The sequence below is a fragment of the Sodalis sp. RH19 genome (assembly GCF_047324215.1).
GTDB lineage: Bacteria > Pseudomonadota > Gammaproteobacteria > Enterobacterales > Enterobacteriaceae > Acerihabitans.
Map to the genome: position 1 here is coordinate 5,674,761 of NZ_CP178734.1, position 16,624 is coordinate 5,691,384.

At 54.1% G+C, this 16,624-nt stretch carries 16 protein-coding genes; 11 read left to right on the plus strand and 5 right to left on the minus strand.

The window, feature by feature from the left end:
• Positions 1–59: 59 nt before the first annotated feature.
• Both mltA and tcdA read left to right on the plus strand, forming a co-directional pair.
• On the plus strand, positions 60–1,223 hold the full coding sequence (mltA, locus tag ACL2XF_RS25610; RefSeq protein ID WP_413727747.1) for a murein transglycosylase A: 1,164 nt from the start codon (positions 60–62) through the stop codon (positions 1,221–1,223).
• Between the two features lie 32 nt (positions 1,224–1,255).
• Entirely contained in the window at positions 1,256–2,083 is an 828-nt protein-coding gene (gene tcdA / locus ACL2XF_RS25615; protein ID WP_410013693.1) for a tRNA cyclic N6-threonylcarbamoyladenosine(37) synthase TcdA, read from the plus strand.
• On the opposite strand, the gene csdE is transcribed toward tcdA, so the two are convergent.
• Together csdE and csdA are read right to left on the minus strand one after the other, a co-directional pair.
• On the minus strand, positions 2,073–2,525 hold the full coding sequence (gene csdE, locus ACL2XF_RS25620; RefSeq protein WP_410013694.1) for a cysteine desulfurase sulfur acceptor subunit CsdE: 453 nt from the start codon (positions 2,523–2,525) through the stop codon (positions 2,073–2,075). The genes tcdA and csdE overlap by 11 nt on opposite strands.
• A gap of 19 nt (positions 2,526–2,544) precedes the next feature.
• Positions 2,545–3,750, minus strand: a complete 1,206-nt coding sequence (gene csdA, locus ACL2XF_RS25625) for a cysteine desulfurase CsdA (RefSeq protein WP_410013695.1) — start codon at positions 3,748–3,750, stop codon at positions 2,545–2,547.
• Positions 3,751–3,977: 227 nt separating this feature from the next.
• Between csdA and ACL2XF_RS25630 the strand changes: the two genes are divergently transcribed.
• The 4 genes from ACL2XF_RS25630 (at position 3,978) to rlmM (ending at position 7,096) form a co-directional block, all read left to right on the plus strand.
• Positions 3,978–4,199 (plus strand): YgdI/YgdR family lipoprotein, encoded by a 222-nt coding sequence (locus ACL2XF_RS25630; RefSeq protein WP_410013696.1) that lies wholly within the window; start codon positions 3,978–3,980, stop codon positions 4,197–4,199.
• A 432-nt stretch (positions 4,200–4,631) separates the two neighbouring features.
• The gene (locus ACL2XF_RS25635) at positions 4,632–5,570 is read left to right on the plus strand and encodes a transcriptional regulator GcvA (protein ID WP_410013697.1); all 939 of its coding nucleotides are present in this window, start codon (positions 4,632–4,634) and stop codon (positions 5,568–5,570) included.
• A 37-nt stretch (positions 5,571–5,607) separates the two neighbouring features.
• On the plus strand, positions 5,608–6,003 hold the full coding sequence (locus tag ACL2XF_RS25640) for a DUF423 domain-containing protein (RefSeq protein ID WP_410013698.1): 396 nt from the start codon (positions 5,608–5,610) through the stop codon (positions 6,001–6,003).
• Positions 5,996–7,096: a 23S rRNA (cytidine(2498)-2'-O)-methyltransferase RlmM gene (gene rlmM, locus ACL2XF_RS25645; RefSeq protein WP_410013699.1), complete on the plus strand. Its 1,101-nt coding sequence runs from the start codon at positions 5,996–5,998 to the stop codon at positions 7,094–7,096. The genes ACL2XF_RS25640 and rlmM overlap by 8 nt, the downstream gene beginning before the upstream one ends.
• 108 nt (positions 7,097–7,204) lie before the next feature.
• Here the strand turns inward: rlmM and xni are convergent, their stop codons facing one another.
• From xni to queF, 3 genes are all read right to left on the minus strand, one after another.
• Entirely contained in the window at positions 7,205–7,969 is a 765-nt protein-coding gene (xni, locus tag ACL2XF_RS25650) for a flap endonuclease Xni (RefSeq protein WP_413721337.1), read from the minus strand.
• Between the two features lie 87 nt (positions 7,970–8,056).
• Complete coding sequence (ppnN, locus tag ACL2XF_RS25655) at positions 8,057–9,421, minus strand: nucleotide 5'-monophosphate nucleosidase PpnN (protein WP_410013701.1); 1,365 nt, start codon at positions 9,419–9,421, stop codon at positions 8,057–8,059.
• 174 nt (positions 9,422–9,595) lie between these two features.
• Positions 9,596–10,444 (minus strand): NADPH-dependent 7-cyano-7-deazaguanine reductase QueF, encoded by an 849-nt coding sequence (gene queF / locus ACL2XF_RS25660; protein ID WP_410013702.1) that lies wholly within the window; start codon positions 10,442–10,444, stop codon positions 9,596–9,598.
• Positions 10,445–10,517: 73 nt separating this feature from the next.
• On the opposite strand from queF, the gene syd reads away from it, so the two are divergent.
• The 5 genes from syd (at position 10,518) to ACL2XF_RS25685 (ending at position 16,472) form a co-directional block, all read left to right on the plus strand.
• Positions 10,518–11,066, plus strand: coding sequence for a SecY-interacting protein (gene syd, locus ACL2XF_RS25665; RefSeq protein WP_413727748.1), 549 nt, complete (start codon positions 10,518–10,520; stop codon positions 11,064–11,066).
• Positions 11,067–12,163: 1,097 nt separating this feature from the next.
• Positions 12,164–12,508, plus strand: a complete 345-nt coding sequence (locus ACL2XF_RS25670; protein ID WP_410013704.1) for a hypothetical protein — start codon at positions 12,164–12,166, stop codon at positions 12,506–12,508.
• Positions 12,509–12,631: 123 nt separating this feature from the next.
• Positions 12,632–12,916, plus strand: coding sequence for a reverse transcriptase domain-containing protein (locus tag ACL2XF_RS25675; RefSeq protein ID WP_413728863.1), 285 nt, complete (start codon positions 12,632–12,634; stop codon positions 12,914–12,916).
• 175 nt (positions 12,917–13,091) lie between these two features.
• The gene (locus tag ACL2XF_RS25680; RefSeq protein ID WP_410013705.1) at positions 13,092–13,289 is read left to right on the plus strand and encodes a group II intron maturase-specific domain-containing protein; all 198 of its coding nucleotides are present in this window, start codon (positions 13,092–13,094) and stop codon (positions 13,287–13,289) included.
• Positions 13,290–13,811: 522 nt separating this feature from the next.
• Complete coding sequence (locus ACL2XF_RS25685; RefSeq protein WP_413727749.1) at positions 13,812–16,472, plus strand: ankyrin repeat domain-containing protein; 2,661 nt, start codon at positions 13,812–13,814, stop codon at positions 16,470–16,472.
• Positions 16,473–16,624: the final 152 nt, after the last annotated feature.

Genomic DNA, 16,624 nt, shown 5'->3' on the forward strand with positions numbered 1-16,624 from the left:
CCGCCTTTGCTATCGTTCGCCGTTGATACATAGGCAAATGGAACCGGCATGAGAACGTTATGAACAAACAATGGGCACACTATCTTTTCATTGGCCTGATTTTCGCCATTCTGGCCGGCTGTTCGTCGCGCCCCACCGATCGTGGACAACAGTATAAAGATGGTCTTCTTACCCAGCCGTTCGGGCTGGTCAATGAACCCAATGCCAAGGGGCGACCGGTTAATGCCAAGGACTACGCCGATCAGGTGGCTGAAACGCAATACGCCGCCGCGGGCCTGTATAGCCGCAACAGCGCCAATTTCGACGCCGTCAAGCGCTGGGCCATGGCGGGCGCGGATACCCGCCAGCTCAGCCAGTTCGGCGTCAAGGCCTACCAGATGGAAGGGGTGGATAATTACGGCAATGTACAGTTCACCGGCTATTACACGCCGGTGATTCAGGCCCGCTATACGCCCCAGGGCGAATTTCAGTATCCGCTGTACCGCATGCCGCCCAAGGGCAGGAACCGCCTGCCCGACCGCGCCGCCATCTACGCGGGCGCGCTTGACGGCCGTAACCTGGCCATCGCCTACAGTAATTCGCTGATGGATAATTTTATGATGGAAGTGCAGGGCAGCGGCTATGTGGATTACGGCGACGGCCGGCCGCTCACCTTTTTTGGCTATGGCGGTAAAAACGGTCACGCCTACCGCAGCATCGGTAAAATATTGATCGATCGCGGCGAAGTGGCGCGCGAGGATATGTCGATGCAGGCGATTCGCCAGTGGGCCTCGCGCCACAGCGAGACCGAGGTGCGGCAACTGCTGGAAGAGAATCCGTCCTATGTGTTCTTCAGGCCGGTTCCCTTCGCGCCGGTAAAAGGCGCCAGCGCCGTGCCGCTGGTGGCCAAGGCCTCGGTGGCGTCGGATCGCTCGCTGATCCCGGCCGGCACCACGCTGCTGGCGGAGGTACCCCTGCTGGACAACGCCGGCAAATTTACCGGTAAATATGAGATGCGCCTGATGGTGGCCCTGGATGTGGGCGGCGCCATAAAAGGACAGCATTTTGATATCTACCAGGGCATCGGCGCCGAGGCCGGCCACGCGGCGGGTTATTACAACCACTACGGCCGGGTATGGGTATTGAAAGGGTCGCAGGACAGCGCCCCGTTATTCACGGGCGAGAGCCAGGGCCTGACAACCCAGGCCAGCACCGGCCAGGTACAGGTTACCTACGATAATTAGATGCTATTGGCACCGCCAATAAGGTTAGCAAGATGAACGGGCACCCTTCACACGCGTACCAGTCAGACGCGTATCTGCAGCGGTTCGGCGGCACCGCCCGCCTGTATGGCCGGCAGGCGCTGGACGTGTTTTTCCGCGCCCATGTCTGCGTGATAGGCATCGGCGGCGTGGGCTCATGGGCGGCGGAGGCGTTGGCGCGCACCGGCGTCGGCGCCATTACGCTTATCGATATGGATGATGTGTGCGTCACCAATACCAACCGCCAGATCCATGCGCTGCGCGAGCAGGTGGGACAGCCGAAAACCGAGGTCATGGCCGCGCGCATCGCCTCGATCAATCCGGAATGCGTGGTGACCTGCGTGGATGATTTTATTACCGCCGACAACGTCGCGGCCCTGCTCGATCGCGGCTTCGACTATGTTATCGATGCTATTGACAGCGTGCGGCCGAAAGCGGCGCTGCTCTCATACTGCCGTCGTTATAAAATTCCGGTGGTCACCGTGGGCGGGGCGGGCGGGCAAATCGATCCCACCCGCATCGCGGTGGCCGATCTGGCGAAAACCATCCAGGATCCGCTGGCGGCAAAACTGCGCGAGCGGCTCAAGCATGATTTCAACGTGGTAAAAAACAGTAAAGGCAAATTGGGCATAGACTGCGTTTACTCCACCGAGCATCTGGTCTATCCGCAGCCGGACGGCTCGGTGTGCGCGTCGCCTGCCACCGCCGTTGGGCCCAAGCGCATGGATTGCGCCTCCGGCTTTGGCGCGGCGACCATGGTCACCGCCAGCTTCGGGTTTATCGCCGTATCCCATGCGCTAAAAAAAATGCTGGCCCGGGCGGCGCGGGGCGTCAGCGTTTAATATAGCTCTCGGCAATGGCGTTGATCCGCCCGGCGATAGCCGCCAGCCCGCCGGCGCGGCTGACGCTCAGCTCGGCGCGCAGCCCCAGGTCGTCAAACGGCGCCAGGGGATCCCGGTGGGACAGTTGTTCCGGCGTTTGGCCTTCGCTGCCGGCCAGCACCACGGCCAGCAGACCCTTGACGATGCGCCCGTCGCTGTCGGCATAAAAATGCAGCGTACCGTCGCGCAGCCGCTGATGGCCGAGCCAGACGCGGTTTTCGCAGCCCGTCAGTATCGTTGCCGGCGTTTTCAGCGTATCCGGCAGCGGCGGCAGCGCCTTGGCCAGCAGGATAATCTGCCGCAGGCGATCTTCCCAGGTCCGGCAGCCGGCAAAGCGTTGCGTCAATTCCCGCATAGCGATCTCGCCGCCGAAAGGATGGCTGCCCGCTTGATGTTCTGTCATGACGTTATCCCCATCAGAATCAATCCCTCAGCAGGGAGACGGCTTTTTCCACCGACGCGACCAGCCGGTCGACGTCATGGCGGGTATTATAGGGCGCAAAAGAGGCGCGCAGGGTGCCGGATACGCCCAGCGCCGCCATCAGCGGCTGGGCGCAATGCTGCCCGGCGCGCAAGGCAATGCCGTCCTGCGCCAGGATCATGGCGATATCCTGATGGTGAAGACCGGCAAACACAAAGGATAACACACTGGAACCCGGTGCGCGGAACGCGCGAAAACCCGGCAGGGCGGACAGACGTTGCGCGGCGAGGCCGGCCAGCCCGGCGCTGTATTCCTCCGCGGCCGCCAGATCCTGCGTGCGCAGCCAGTCGAGCGCGGCGCCCAGTCCAAGCACGCCGGCGATATTGGGCGTGCCCGCTTCAAAACGCAGCGGCGCCGCCTGCGGAATAAAACCGTCGAAACCCGCCGCGGTCAGCATCTTGCCGCCCCCTTGCCAGGGCGGCATGTCCTCCAGCAGCGCCGTTTTGCCATACAGCACGCCGATGCCGGTCGGGCCATACAGTTTATGGCCGGAAAAAACGTAGAAATCGATATCGGCGTCCCGCACGTCGGGGGGACGGTGCACCGCACCCTGCGCGCCGTCAAGCACGATCGCCGCCTGCGGGTAGCGGCGGACCAGGGCGGTGATGCCCGCCAGATCCGGGCAGGCGCCGGTGACGTTCGACATCTGTGTCACGGCCAGGATACGGGTTTTGCCGTTCAGCAGCCCGGCGAGTTGCGCCGGGTCCGGCAGCCAATCGCGTCCCAGGGGCCATCGAACCACCCGCGCGCCGGTCTGCTGCGCCACCATCAGCCAGGGGATGAGATTGGCGTGATGCTCGGCCTCGCTGACCAGGATTTCGTCACCCGCCCGCAGGCGCGGCCGGGCATAACTTTGCGCCACCAGGTTAATCGCCTCGGTGGCGCCCCGGGTCCAGATAATGCCGGCGGCCGGAGCGCCGATCCAGGCGGCGGCCTTGAGGCGCGCCTGCTCATAACGGGCGGTGAGCGAAACGGCGCCGGGATACTGGCTGCGATGGACATTGCCGGTGCCATGGCGATAAAAGGCGTCGGTGGCATCAATGACCGCGTCGGGCTTCAGGGCGGTGGCGGCGCTGTCCAGATACACCGCGTCATTATCCAGCGCGGGGAAATGACGGCGGAAGGCGGCAAAATCAAATTCGGTCATGGTTACCTCATACACCTTGTTTCGGCAAAGCAGAACTACAGACTTATCCTATTATCGCCGTCTGGAGGGGATAAGTGACAGGATTTAATCCGGTTTTATGGAAAAATGAACAATGCTTGTTATGCTGATTATTATCAGGTAAGCAAAATACCTGCCTGCCTGGAAGCTTAATAACAGAATTAAGTGGTGATTTTTTATTTTTAAAATGAGATTGCAAGGAGATAACGATGAAGAAAACAGCCGCAATGCTATCCGCTTTTTTGTTTGCCCTGACGCTAAGCGCATGTTCAAGCAACTATGTTATGCACACCAACGACGGGCGCACCATCGTGACGTCCGGCAAACCAAAGGTTGATGATGAAACCGGCATGATCGGTTATCAAGACGCCAACGGCACCGAGCAGCAAATCAACAGTTCCGATGTCAAAGAAATGATGAAGGCGCAATAAGCGCCCGTTTTTGCCAAGCCGGACAATACCAAACCCTGCCGCACTTCATGATTGCCGGTTATCAGGCATAAAAAAGCACCGCCTCAGGCGGTGCTACATATTTCACGTATTGGACAGACAGAAAAATGTTCAGTAAGGCTGAAAGAATAAAAAATAGTCACCTGGCACGATAAGACCGGTTACCGTAAATACCACAGGCCCGAAAGACAGACCAAAAAGGGCAAACACAACACCACACCGCAGGCCAAAAGCTCGCCTGAATGGCAAAATCCAGACTTACCTTTCGTTCCGGCCCGCGTGGTAGAGCGATACTATAGGTATTTGCTGGTGCATCCACAACGGACAAATTATAATGTCTCGGATAAAAAAAACTAATAGGTCAATTCTTCGTGCCCATCTTACTTGCCACCGGCGCAGAAAAGCGTCTCGCCCATGTCTAAACGCTTACCGCCGCTAAATGCCTTGCGGGTATTTGATGCCGCCGCCCGTCATTTAAGCTTTACCAAAGCGGCCGAGGAGCTGTTCGTCACCCAGGCGGCCGTCAGTCACCAGATCAAGTCCCTGGAAGATTTCCTTGGGTTGAAGCTGTTTCGCCGCCGTAACCGATCGCTGTTGCTCACCGAGGAAGGACAAAGCTACTACCTGGATATCAAGGAAATTTTCTCGGCGCTCATCGACGCCACGCGCCGGCTGCAATCGCGCAGCGCCAAAGGCGCGTTAACGGTCAGCCTGTTGCCCAGTTTCGCCATTCAGTGGCTGGTGCCGCGTTTATCCAGCTTCAATAGCGCCTGGCCGGGGATTGATGTCCTGATCCAGGCGGTGGATCGCGAAGAGGACAAACTGGCCGATGACGTTGACGTCGGCATCTTTTACGGCCGCGGCAACTGGCCCGGGCTGCGGGTGGAAAAACTGTATGCCGAATATTTGCTGCCGGTCTGTGCGCCCGCCCTGCTGAGTGGGGCGCACCCGCTGAAAACGCCCGGGGATTTAGCCTATCATACCCTGCTGCATGATGCGTCGCGCCGGGACTGGCAGGCCTATACCCGTCAGTTGGGACTGACTCATCTTAACGTGCAGCAGGGGCCGATTTTCAGTCACAGCGCCATGGTACTGCAGGCCGCCATCCATGGTCAGGGGGTGGCGCTGGCCAATAATGTCATGGCGCAGACGGAAATCGAGGCGGGCAGGCTGACCTGTCCGTTTAACGACGTATTGGTCAGTAAAAACGCTTTTTATCTGGTTTGTCATGACAGCCAGGCGGAAGTGGGTAAAATAGCCGCCTTTCGCCAATGGATCATCGGGCGCGCGGCGAGCGAACAGGAAAAATTCCGTTTCCGTTATAATAACGGTCATACGGTTGAATCCGAATAAATATCACAAAAATAACACCCTAATCAGGATTAATACGATGCGTAGTCGCGCTATGTTGGTATTTGCCGCCGTCAGTGGTCTAATCTATGTCGCCCTTGGCGCTTTCGGCGCCCATATCCTTAGCCAGACGCTGGGCGAGCTGGAATTGGCCTGGTTGAAAACCGGCCTGGAGTATCAAGGATTTCACACCCTGGCCGTGATGGCGCTGGGGGTTGCCATGCAGCGTAACGCCAGCGTGTGGTTTTACTGGAGCGGTGCGCTGCTGGCCATCGGTATTGTCCTGTTTAGCGGCAGCCTCTATTGCCTGTCGCTGTCGCATCTGCGTCTGTGGGTTTATGTTACGCCGATAGGCGGGGCCTGCTTTGTGGCGGGTTGGACGTTAATGTTAATTGGCGCGCTGCGTCTGAAGAAAAAGGCCGATCGCCGTGAATAAAGTTATTTTATATTGCCGACCCGGATTTGAAAAAGAGTGCGCCTCGGAGATTACCGAAAAAGCCGGCGCCCTGGAAATCTATGGTTTTGCGCGGGTTAAGGACAACAGCGGCTACGTGATCTTTGAATGCTATCAGCATGAAGAAGCAGACCGGCTGATCCGCGAGCTGCCGTTTCGCGAGTTGATCTTTGCCCGGCAAATGCTGCTCACCGGGGAACTGCTGCGCGATTTGCCGGTGGACGACCGCATCACGCCGATAGTCGGCATGCTGACCGGCGCGGTGAAGGGCGCCGGCGATTTGCGGGTGGAAGTGCCGGATACCAATGAAAGCAAGGAACTGATGAAGTTCTGCCGCAAATTTACCGTGCCGCTGCGCGGGGTCCTGCGCGCGCAGAAAATACTGGCCGTGCGGGAAGAGCCGTTCCGTCCGGTGATCCACGTGTTTTTTATTGCCCCGGGCTGCTGTTATGTCGGGTATTCCTATAGCAATAACAACTCGCCGTTTTATATGGGCATCCCGCGCCTGAAATTCCCGTCCGAGGCGCCGAGCCGTTCCACGCTGAAGCTGGAAGAGGCATTTCATGTTTTTATTCCACGTGATGAATGGGATGAACGGCTGGGCAGCGGCATGTACGCGGTGGATCTGGGCGCCTGCCCCGGCGGCTGGACCTATCAGTTGGTCCAGCGCAGCATGATGGTGCATGCGGTGGATAACGGCGACATGGCGGAGAGCCTGATGGCGACCGGGCAGGTCATCCACCACCGCGAGGATGGATTCAGGTTCGAGCCGCCGCGCAATAATGTGTACTGGCTGGTCTGCGATATGGTGGAAAAACCGGCGCGGGTGGCGCAGTTGGCCGCCGATTGGTTGGTCAAGGGGTGGTGCCGCGAGGCTATCATCAATCTTAAGCTGCCGATGAAAAAGCGCTACGAGGAAGTGAGCCAGAACCTGGCGCTGCTGCGCGCGGCCCTGAAGGAAAATGATATTCATTCCGAGGTCCACGCCAAGCAGCTTTACCACGATCGCGAAGAGGTGACGGTGCATATCCGCCGGTTCTGGAGCGCGGTGCCGGGACGGCGGGACGAACGCTGAAGCCCGGGGTCAAGTTAATCATTATTCTCGCTCACCATGGCGTCGTCAGGCCGGCCCCGGTCTTCCCAACGCAGGCGAGGGTGGTGGATTAAACCCAGGCGGCGTCGGTTATAACGGCCTTGTACCCAATCTTAATTGCTGCAGATTGCCATCCAGATGGATGCCGGTATCAAGCGTCGCCACCTGTTGGCAGGTAAAGGCTATTTCCCGCTGCTGTTCGAGCCTGGCGCGCCACTTGCCGCCCAGTTGATCCAATTGCTGATACAGCGCGGCTAAGGATCCGGCTTGGCCGATTAGCAGGGCGGCGGTTTTGGGACCGATGCCGGTGACGCCCGGGATTTTGCTGCCGCTGATGCCGGCCAGGCCCCAGTAATCGGTAAGCTGCCGCGGCTGTACGCCAAAGGTATGGGTGACGAACGGCATATCCAGCCAGCGTTTCTGGAAATAATCACGGATTTGAATCGACGGAGACAGCAGTTGGCAATATCCCTTGTCGGTGGAAACCAGCGTCACGCGGTGGCCCGCCGCGGCCACTTTGCATGCCAGCGTCGCGGCAATATCATCCGCTTCATAGCCCGCCGCCTGCCAGCTGGATACGCCCGTTCGGGCAAAAGACTGTTTGATGTCCGGCAGCAGGAGCCGCAAATCCTCAGGCATCGGCGAGCGGCCGCCCTTATAGCCTGGCAACCGTTGGTGCCGCCAGCTCTCATGACGTTCCTCATCGTCGAATACCGCCACCGCGTGAGTCGGCGCGCTGTGCAGGATTAACTGCTGCAGCGCATGCAGGCAGGAGGCCGCGCAGGACGCTCCCTGCACCGCGTGGATGCGGCGTATCAGGTTTAACGCATCGACAATCAATAAGTGAACCGACATGGCATACCGTCCTGATCATTTACCGGCGCGGCGGCAAGCCGGGCCGGTAAGCCGTGGTGCCGCCCTGCCGGGCCGCGAGGCGCGGGATTAAATACAAATCTCGTAGCAGGGGATATAAGCGCTGCCGGGCAGCTTCATCCGGTGCTGGGCGACAAAACCCTGCAACAGGGCGTCCATGCGTTTCATGATGGCCGGGTCGCCATGCAGCTTATAGGGACCGTACTGCTCAATCAGGCGGATGCCGGTTTCCTTGACGTTGCCTGACACGATGCCCGAAAAGGCCCGGCGCAGCGCGGAGGCCAGCTGTTCGGCCGGCTGGTCGCGATGCAGGTTCAGGTTGGCCATATTTTCATGGGTCGGGTCGAACGGATGCTGCAGGTCCGGCGCGATGCGCAGCGACCAGTTAAAGCTGTAGGCGTCGCCGGTGTTGCGACGGTTTTCCTTCACTTCCGGCATCGCTTTTTTCATGCGCCGGGCCACTTCGGCGGCATCGTCGATAATGATGGTGTAATACCGGCGTGCCTGCTCGCCCAGGGTGCTGACAATAAACTCGTCCAGGACCCGGAAATAATCGGCGCTGATGCCGGGACCGGTCAGGATCAGCGGCAGCACCTGGTGTTTATTCTCCGGGTTCATCATGATGCCGAGCAGGTAAAGCAGCTCTTCGGCAGTGCCCACGCCGCCGGGGAAGATAATGATCCCATGGCCGATACGCACGAAGGCTTCGAGGCGTTTTTCGATATCCGGCATGATAATCAGCTCGTTGACCAGCGGGTTAGGCGGCTCGGCGGCGATAATAGAGGGTTCGGTCATGCCGATAAAACGCCCTTCCTTGTAGCGCTGCTGGGCATGGCCCACGGCCGCGCCTTTCATGGGCGCCTCCATGGCGCCCGGACCGCAGCCGGTGCAGATATTCAGCTCGCGCAGGCCCAGTTGGCTGCCGACATTGCGCGCATAAAGATATTCGGTTTCATTGATGGAATGCCCGCCCCAGCAGACGATCATGTTCGGCGCCTCGCCCACGTGCAGGCCGCGGGCGTTGCGCATGATGGAAAACACCAGGTTGGTGATATGGACGGAGTTTGTCATGTCCAGGTGCTGATGATGGCCGGCGCTGACAATCTGGCCGTTGACGAACAGGATATCGCGCAGCACCGCGAACAGGTTCGCCTGCAGCGAGCGGATAATCCGGCCGTCGACAAAGGCTTCCTCGGGCGGGTTGACCAGCTCGAGCTTGACGCCGCGCTCGCGGCGCAGCACGTTGATATCGAAATCCTGATAGCGGGCCAGCAATTCCTTGCTGCTGTCGGTCTGGCTGCCGGAATTGAGCACCGCCAGCGAACAGTTGCGGAATAAGCGGTAAAGATCGCTGCTGGCGGTACGCTTGAGCATATCGACTTCGAGTTGTGACAATAAATCCATTGAGCCAAGGGGGCTGATATGCGTAATCAATATAACTCCTTGTGTGCGACTCGGCACAAAATGCAAACAGACAGTCGACGCGGCCGCCGGAGCGCACGATGGCGGCGCGTTCGCTGTTTTCTAGTCAGGTTAACCATAATAATATCGGCGCGGTTTTACCAACGGTCCGCGCCAAAATGCCTCTGAGTTGCGCGCTTGCGCGCATTATTGCCGCGCCAGGCGGCTTTTTGACGGGACAAAATCCGTATTGCTCCGCCAGGGATTGATGTCCAGGCCGCCGCGCCGGGTATAGCGCGCGTACACCGCTAAGCGCTCCGGCCGGCAAAAACGCATCAGATCGGTATAAATCCGCTCCACGCATTGCTCGTGAAATTCATTATGCTGGCGAAACGATACCAGATAACGCAGCAGGGCTTCGCGATCGATACGCGGGCCCCGGTAGCTGATTTGGACGGACCCCCAGTCGGGCTGGTGGGTAATCAGGCAGTTGGATTTCAGCACGTGGCTGACCAGGGTTTCGCTGACCGGCTGGGCGCCCGCGGCGGCATTCTTCAGCCAATCGGCGTTGAAGGCGTAGTCATCGATGGCGATGTCCTGCTCGTCGATGCACTCGCCGGTAAAATCGGCAACCGGCTGATTTGTCAGCTCGCCGAGCCTGAACAGCGTAACGCCCACTTCGCCCACGGCGCACCGGGCGAGATCGCGGGTTAATATTTCCCGCACCGTGGCCCAGTCGGCAAACCGGGTTTGATTGAAACTGTTAAGATAGAGCTTAAAGCTTTTGGATTCAATCAGGTTAAGGCTTTGCGCGTTCAGGATGACTTCACCCATTGCGACCTGGGGCAGGCCCTTATCGTTGAGCCACGACAGTTCATAAAGCGTCCAGATATCGGCGCCGTGAAACGGCAGCGCCCGCGCGTCGATGCCCAGCGGCTCGCGATTGAGCGCGCGCGGCACCGCCTGCAGCAGCGTGGCGTCGTACCGGTCGCGATAGGCGGTGGGTTTACCCAGCGTCAAATGATCCAGGGTGTGGCGTTCTTCATTCAAGGACATAATAGAGTATCCGGCATGTTCCGTAGTGCAATGCGCTTAGTGTAACGTAGAGAGTCGTAAGATGAGAGAGAATATGGATTACCAAGTGTCACAGTCATTACAGGATTTCACCCGCCGTTATCTGCGCCACTGGCAGTCTCTCACCGGCCATGGGCCCGCCAGCCAGGCGCTGTATGGCGTTCCTTCTCCCTGCGTGGTAAGCGAGGACGACGGCCGGGTAGTCTGGCAACCGCGCCAGCCGGAAGAGGCGTTGACCCTCGCCGGCGTCGAGCGGGCGATGGACATGCGGCTGCGTCCGGCGGCCTGGGATTTTTATTGCACCCAGCTTGCCGGCGATATGGCCGCCTCTTTCCAGGGCCAACCCCTGGAGCTGCTGCAAGTCTGGAGCGCGGCGGACGGGGTGCGCATCCAGGAAAACCTCATCGGCCACCTGCTGATGCAAAAGCGGCTTAAGCTCCCTCCCAGCGTATTTATCGCCACCACCGACTCCGAGCTCAGCCTGGTGTCTTTATCCAACCTGACCGGCGAAGTCCTGCTCGAAGAAGTCGGCCGGAAAAAAAATACGGTGCTGGCGCCGACGCTGCAGGACTTTTTATCCCGCCTCGATCCCTGTGTTACATGAAAAACCGAGCGGGTTTTGCAACAATGCATGTGAGAGATCTCTTACATTACATGTAAGACAAAGCTATTAATTCAGGTTTTTTTAATCACTGGAATGCGGAATTAAACGCTATTAATCAATAAATTAATTAGCAGAATTAACAGTGCGGTGGTAAACAATGTTCGCTATTAACAGTGATCGTCTTGTATAAGCGGTTCGATTAAGCGATCTTACCATTCGGTTCAGGACGCGGCAAACGCCGTTGGTATTGGGCCAGCCTATTAGGGAAGGGCCCAGGACGGGCTGCAACAGGGATGGCTTCATGAAGAGGCCCGGACGATTCAGGATGATGAGCGGGACACCTCCAGGATGGAGAATGTGCGCGGGTCAGGGAGTACCGGCGGGGCGGGAATGCCTGCAGGAAATACGTTGGAGAACGTAGGCGGCTTTCACGGATGGAGATTGCCGACAAGGAGTGTTGCCAAGTTATCGTGAATATAACGCTTATCATGGATGAAGGCAGGGAGCACAACAATAGCGGGATTGCTATAAACGAACCGGGGGTACTGTAGCGATACAGTACCCCCTTTTCTTTGGCGCGCCGGGCATGGCGCGTAGCGTCTTGACAGGCGCTGTCCCTTGACCGTGGTGGTTAAGGGGCGACTTGGCGGTGAAAGCCCTCTGCACACCCGGCGAGGGGGACGTGCTAGCTGAACGGCAAGGGTGCCCACCGCGAGGTGGGATCTGAAGGCAGCTGAAGGCAACATGCTGGCCTAACGAACAGGGATCGGTTTAGGCGAGACAGCGGGATAAGGAGGCAAATATCATCAAAGCCCCAATACTTGCACAGAACGCTGTGACATACAGTGGAGAGGTATAAGCAGGGAGTTCACGCGCATCATCCGGGGAGAGCTATACGTTTGCCATGGTACTACCGAGCGCTGAGAGGCGACGGAATGAACGTACAGAAGTCAGCCGAGGCCCGTAGTAGCGGTGCAAAACCGGCATGGTGAAGGGCTGAACATTTACAACCGTGATCAGGACAGGTTATTTCGATGCGTATTGATGAGGCACAAGCGCAGAATACCGCGGCCCGGACAGGAGGAAGCGCATAGTATTTGCAAGAGCCTGACGCGGATGCTGAAATGCGCACGGCGCAACCTGAGCAAACGAAAGCGGAACAACCGTTGTCAATCGAAGCGGTGATAACCCGCAGCAACCGGGTGCTGGCCCGTCAGCGGGTGATTGAGAACAAATGCGCGCCGGGTGTAAATACCCTGGGCCTCGGGGAACTCAAAGACTGGCTGAAACGGCTTTGGCCGACGGTCAAAGCGGCCCCGCTGGACGGTAGCTTTATACCGCGGGCGATACGTCGGGTCGAGCTCCCCAAACCTAATGGCGTAGTCAGAGTCCTGGGTATCCCCACGGCCGTGGACCGATTGATCCAGCAGGCCATCCAATAGCACCTTACCCCTTACTATGAGCCTACGTTTTCCGAGTTTAGCTACGGCTTTAGGCCGGGACTCAACGCATGGCAGGCAGTGCGTCAAGCACAGGCCTAAGTGCGAAGTGGTCGGCGCTGCGTGGTGGATAGGGATCTGGAAAAATTCTTTGACCGGGTTAACCACAATATCATGATGTCGAGACGAAGCCGCAAAATCAAAGATGCCAGATTGCTCAAGCCCATCAGGCGGTACCTGGAAGCGGACCTGGTCAATGGTAAGGTGGCGACAAAGCGACGGGAGGGAATGTCGCAGCGCAGTCCGTTATCGCCGTTACTCTGCAACCTGCGATTGACCGGCCTTGACCTTGAGCTGGAGCGCAGGGGGCGCCGGTTCCGCCGTTACGCAGATGACTGTAATAATACGTGAGCAGTCGCAAAGCGGGGAAAAGGCGATGAACTCGATAAGCCGGTACCTGTAAAAGCATCTCCATCTGTCGGTAATTCCAAACAAAAGCGCGATGGCCGGGCCCTGAGAGCGCAAGTTCCAGGGATATAGCCTGACGTGGCACAAACGGGTAAAACTGAAGATAGCCGCGAGCAGCGTGGCAAGGCTGAAGGATAAAATCCGCAGCCTGACGACAGGCGACTGTTCAAAAGCGCTGAAAACGGTGATCGGCGGGCTTGCGCCGGTGCTACGAAGGTGGATAAGTTACTGCCGGCTGACCAAAGTCAAAGGGATACTGGACGAAATGGATGGCTGGGTTCGCCGTAAACTGCGTTACTGCTGTGGCGGCACTTGAAAAGGACGAGCAAGCGGGCAAGGATGCTGATGAAAATAGGCCTAGGTGAAGAAAGGGCGTGAATATCGGCGACGATCCGACGGGGTCTCTGGTAGAACGCGGGGGCCAGTCATATGAACCACGCGTTAGCGAAGAAAGTGTTCGAGCGCTTAGGACTGTGAACACTGCTGGAGTTGTATAGTGAGTTCCAGCGCTGTAAATGAAGCGCCGTATACGGAACCGTGAGTACGGTGCCGTGAGAGGACGGTAGGAGCAATCCCGCCGCCTACTCGATGGCGCGCCGCCTATTACGCAAAGTATTTTGCCGTGCGTTGCCCCCTGGATTTTCCTGCCGGTTAAAAGAAATTAAATATAATTAAATCTATTAGATATCTATTTATTTGAATTTACCCGCCGGCATCAACCAAACATCAACAAGTGAATGTTTTGTTTATAAAGCCCGCTATTATAATTGTGTTTTTTCTAGAAAAAACAGTACGCTGGCAACCTGATTCGCTCATCTTATAATAATGAGAACTGATTATGCCCATAAATAATGTACAACAAAATTTAAATCATACCCTTTCTTCACTGATGGAAGAAGGTAAAAATAATAATCATTTGCTCAAGAAAGAAATAAGAATTATTTATACAAAAGAGGTCCATGGGGAAATTGAGTCTTTTGAAAAAATGTTTTTAACAAAATATATTCTTCAAGTGAAGAATGATTTCGATGATATAATTGATATAATGGGATTTGATAAGCATTTAAGCAAGTCTATAAATATATTCATTCAAAAATTGGCAGACCCAAGTGAGATACATCCCTCGATTAAATATAATATATATCATGAGCTTAGTAATTGGCTTCTGCAATTAAAATCCCTTAAGAAACCAATATGCGAGACGATAGTAGATGAAGTTAGAAATACGCTCAGCGATCTTGAATATTGTGTTTCCGGTTCACTGATTAGAATCCAACAGACGTGCCATAAAATTAATCTAATCAAAAGTGCAGGGTTGGTTGAAAAACTTGAAAATGAAAAAAACACGATAGCGAATGATGTGATTTCCTGGTTTGTGAGTAATAATCACCAATCTATATCCGTAGCTATGGAAATACATTATGTCAATGCTTATAAATTGATGCTAAACAAAGAACATAACTGGAATTTGGCAAGCTCTGACAGCGATCCTTTCCATGGCGTGCATATGAAAGAAGAAATCAGTGAACTATTTCCACGTTTATTGATAGAGATTAATAATAACTGTCAGATGCCCGCGCTAATAAAAAAATATGGTGATTGTATTTATGAGCAGCTTGTAAATATTAGTAATAAAAAAGCTAACCATGTTATCGACGGTACTCAATGTTATTTGACTGTAGAAGGATATCGCGCCATCTTTGGCAGCCCAGAGGTTATTTCCCTTAAAATAAATGATTGGGCGATTGTAGAGGAAGGTGATATAGCCGGCCAATATCACTTGTTGCCGAATGCTGAAGGTATTTATATTGCCTTGGCCACGGCGCTTGTGGATTCTGGACAAGCTACATTAAAAAATGAAATTAGCACTCTCGACTTCAGTTTAATGTCAGCGGCCAATATATTTTGGTTTTTAGATAAAAATTCAGATATTCGTAGCCTTGTTACTCTTGAATTATTACAACAAAATAAAATAAGTGGCAAGCAAAGTTCTGAACTTTTGTATTTCGCTATTGATAATACATTAACGGAAAAAGTTTCTTATTTTTTTGACACCGAATGGTTAATAGATATTAAGGATTTTTCCAATAATATTGATAACGAAAAACGTTACAAGGCTTTATTGTTTTGTATAAATTATAATATTTTTAATGAAAAAGATTATGCCGAGTCAATGAACAAATTCGTGATGTATGCCTTGACATATAATGATACCGAGATGGTTAAGAAATTAATAACTAATAATAAGAAAACTTATAACATAAATTACAAAGATCTTCATGGTAAGACAACCTTGTTTTACGCTCTGGAAAATAATATCTCTGTTGAGATAATTGAATTTTTATTGGCAAATAATCTCGATCAAGGTAATGAAGTTCTTGCCCTCGATCAAGCCTTAATTGCGTCCGTTAATAAGAAGCGCCTCGAAGTGGCGCAGGTTTTACTGAAATATGGCGCCAAACTCATGCCTCAGAAGCATAATGGGGAAACTGCGCTGTTTATAGCTATAAAGAACGAAGATATAAACATGGCTAAACTTTTACTGGAGCATAGCGCGAGCGCGGACGTCGAGCATGTCAACATGAAGGGAAATGCTCCGTTGACCTTCGCGGTCGCCAGCAATAATTTAGAAATGGTTAAATTATTACTCAGCCATGGCGCTAATATCAATCATGCCGATCTAAATGGAAAAACCGCTTTATTAATTGCCATTGCAGCTAAATATTATGACATGGCTAAAATTTTACTTGAGAATAACGCCTCTGTTCATTTTAAGGATAGAGATGGGTGGGATGCTTTGGTAAATTCAATTTATATGGACGATTTAGATTTAGTGAAGTTGATTGTTGATTACAAACCAGATTTTTATTCAAAAGATCAAGATGGAGTTCCAATGGGTATTTTGATGGCTCTAACCCAAAAACGTTACGATATAATTGAATTTCTTTTAAAAAACAATTTTGATGTGAATGAAATGATAAGTTTGGGCGCCGAAAGACCTTCATTTCCAGCTCAATTCATAGCGATCGAAGCGAATGACATTAAAATTTTCAAGATGTTTATTGATAGCGGTAAGCTAAATTTGAATATGCAAACAGATACCGGCAAAACATCGTTATTATATGCAATTGAAGTGGGAGCAACCGAGATAATAGAACTTTTGTTAAATGAGAAAAAAATCAATTTCAATTTAGAAGATGCATCAGGCGTAAATGCGTTAATGATGGCTGCTAGTAATGATTTGGGTAGTATCGTTGTTAAATTGTTCGAGAAGATTAAGTCCAATACCGATGAAACTGCTTTACCTTTGAAAACGGCTTTTTTCCTGGCAGTGGAAAGTGGACGGTTCGATCAGGTTGAAAACTACGTTAAACAAGATCACTCTTTAATTGATTCGACACAATTAACCGGGAAAGCGGCTCTTTATATCGCCAGTCTGACGGGTGATACGCAAATGATTGATTTTTTGCACAAAAAATGTAATGAAGCTGGATTTTGACAATAATATTGCCAAATGAATATGTAGCCCGATAGAGAAGGATAGGGTTGCGATACGGGCAAAGCCGAGACGGTTAAAAGCGGATGCAGGTAATCAAACCGTGCCCGCTGGGCGCAAGTTAAGAGGGGTAAGATGCTTAAAAATCCTGAATG

Bases quoted from the DNA above. Each gene is read 5' to 3' on its own strand.
- tcdA (WP_410013693.1), top strand. From the start codon at position 1,256: ATGAACGGGCACCCTTCACACGCGTACCAGTCAGACGCGTATCTGCAG.
- csdE (WP_410013694.1), bottom strand. From the start codon at position 2,525: ATGACAGAACATCAAGCGGGCAGCCATCCTTTCGGCGGCGAGATCGCT.
- mltA (WP_413727747.1), top strand. From the start codon at position 60: ATGAACAAACAATGGGCACACTATCTTTTCATTGGCCTGATTTTCGCC.
- xni (WP_413721337.1), bottom strand. From the start codon at position 7,969: ATGTCGGTTCACTTATTGATTGTCGATGCGTTAAACCTGATACGCCGC.
- syd (WP_413727748.1), top strand. From the start codon at position 10,518: ATGGATTACCAAGTGTCACAGTCATTACAGGATTTCACCCGCCGTTAT.
- queF (WP_410013702.1), bottom strand. From the start codon at position 10,444: ATGTCCTTGAATGAAGAACGCCACACCCTGGATCATTTGACGCTGGGT.
- csdA (WP_410013695.1), bottom strand. From the start codon at position 3,750: ATGACCGAATTTGATTTTGCCGCCTTCCGCCGTCATTTCCCCGCGCTG.
- ACL2XF_RS25635 (WP_410013697.1), top strand. From the start codon at position 4,632: ATGTCTAAACGCTTACCGCCGCTAAATGCCTTGCGGGTATTTGATGCC.
- ACL2XF_RS25685 (WP_413727749.1), top strand. From the start codon at position 13,812: ATGCCCATAAATAATGTACAACAAAATTTAAATCATACCCTTTCTTCA.
- ACL2XF_RS25630 (WP_410013696.1), top strand. From the start codon at position 3,978: ATGAAGAAAACAGCCGCAATGCTATCCGCTTTTTTGTTTGCCCTGACG.
- ACL2XF_RS25640 (WP_410013698.1), top strand. From the start codon at position 5,608: ATGCGTAGTCGCGCTATGTTGGTATTTGCCGCCGTCAGTGGTCTAATC.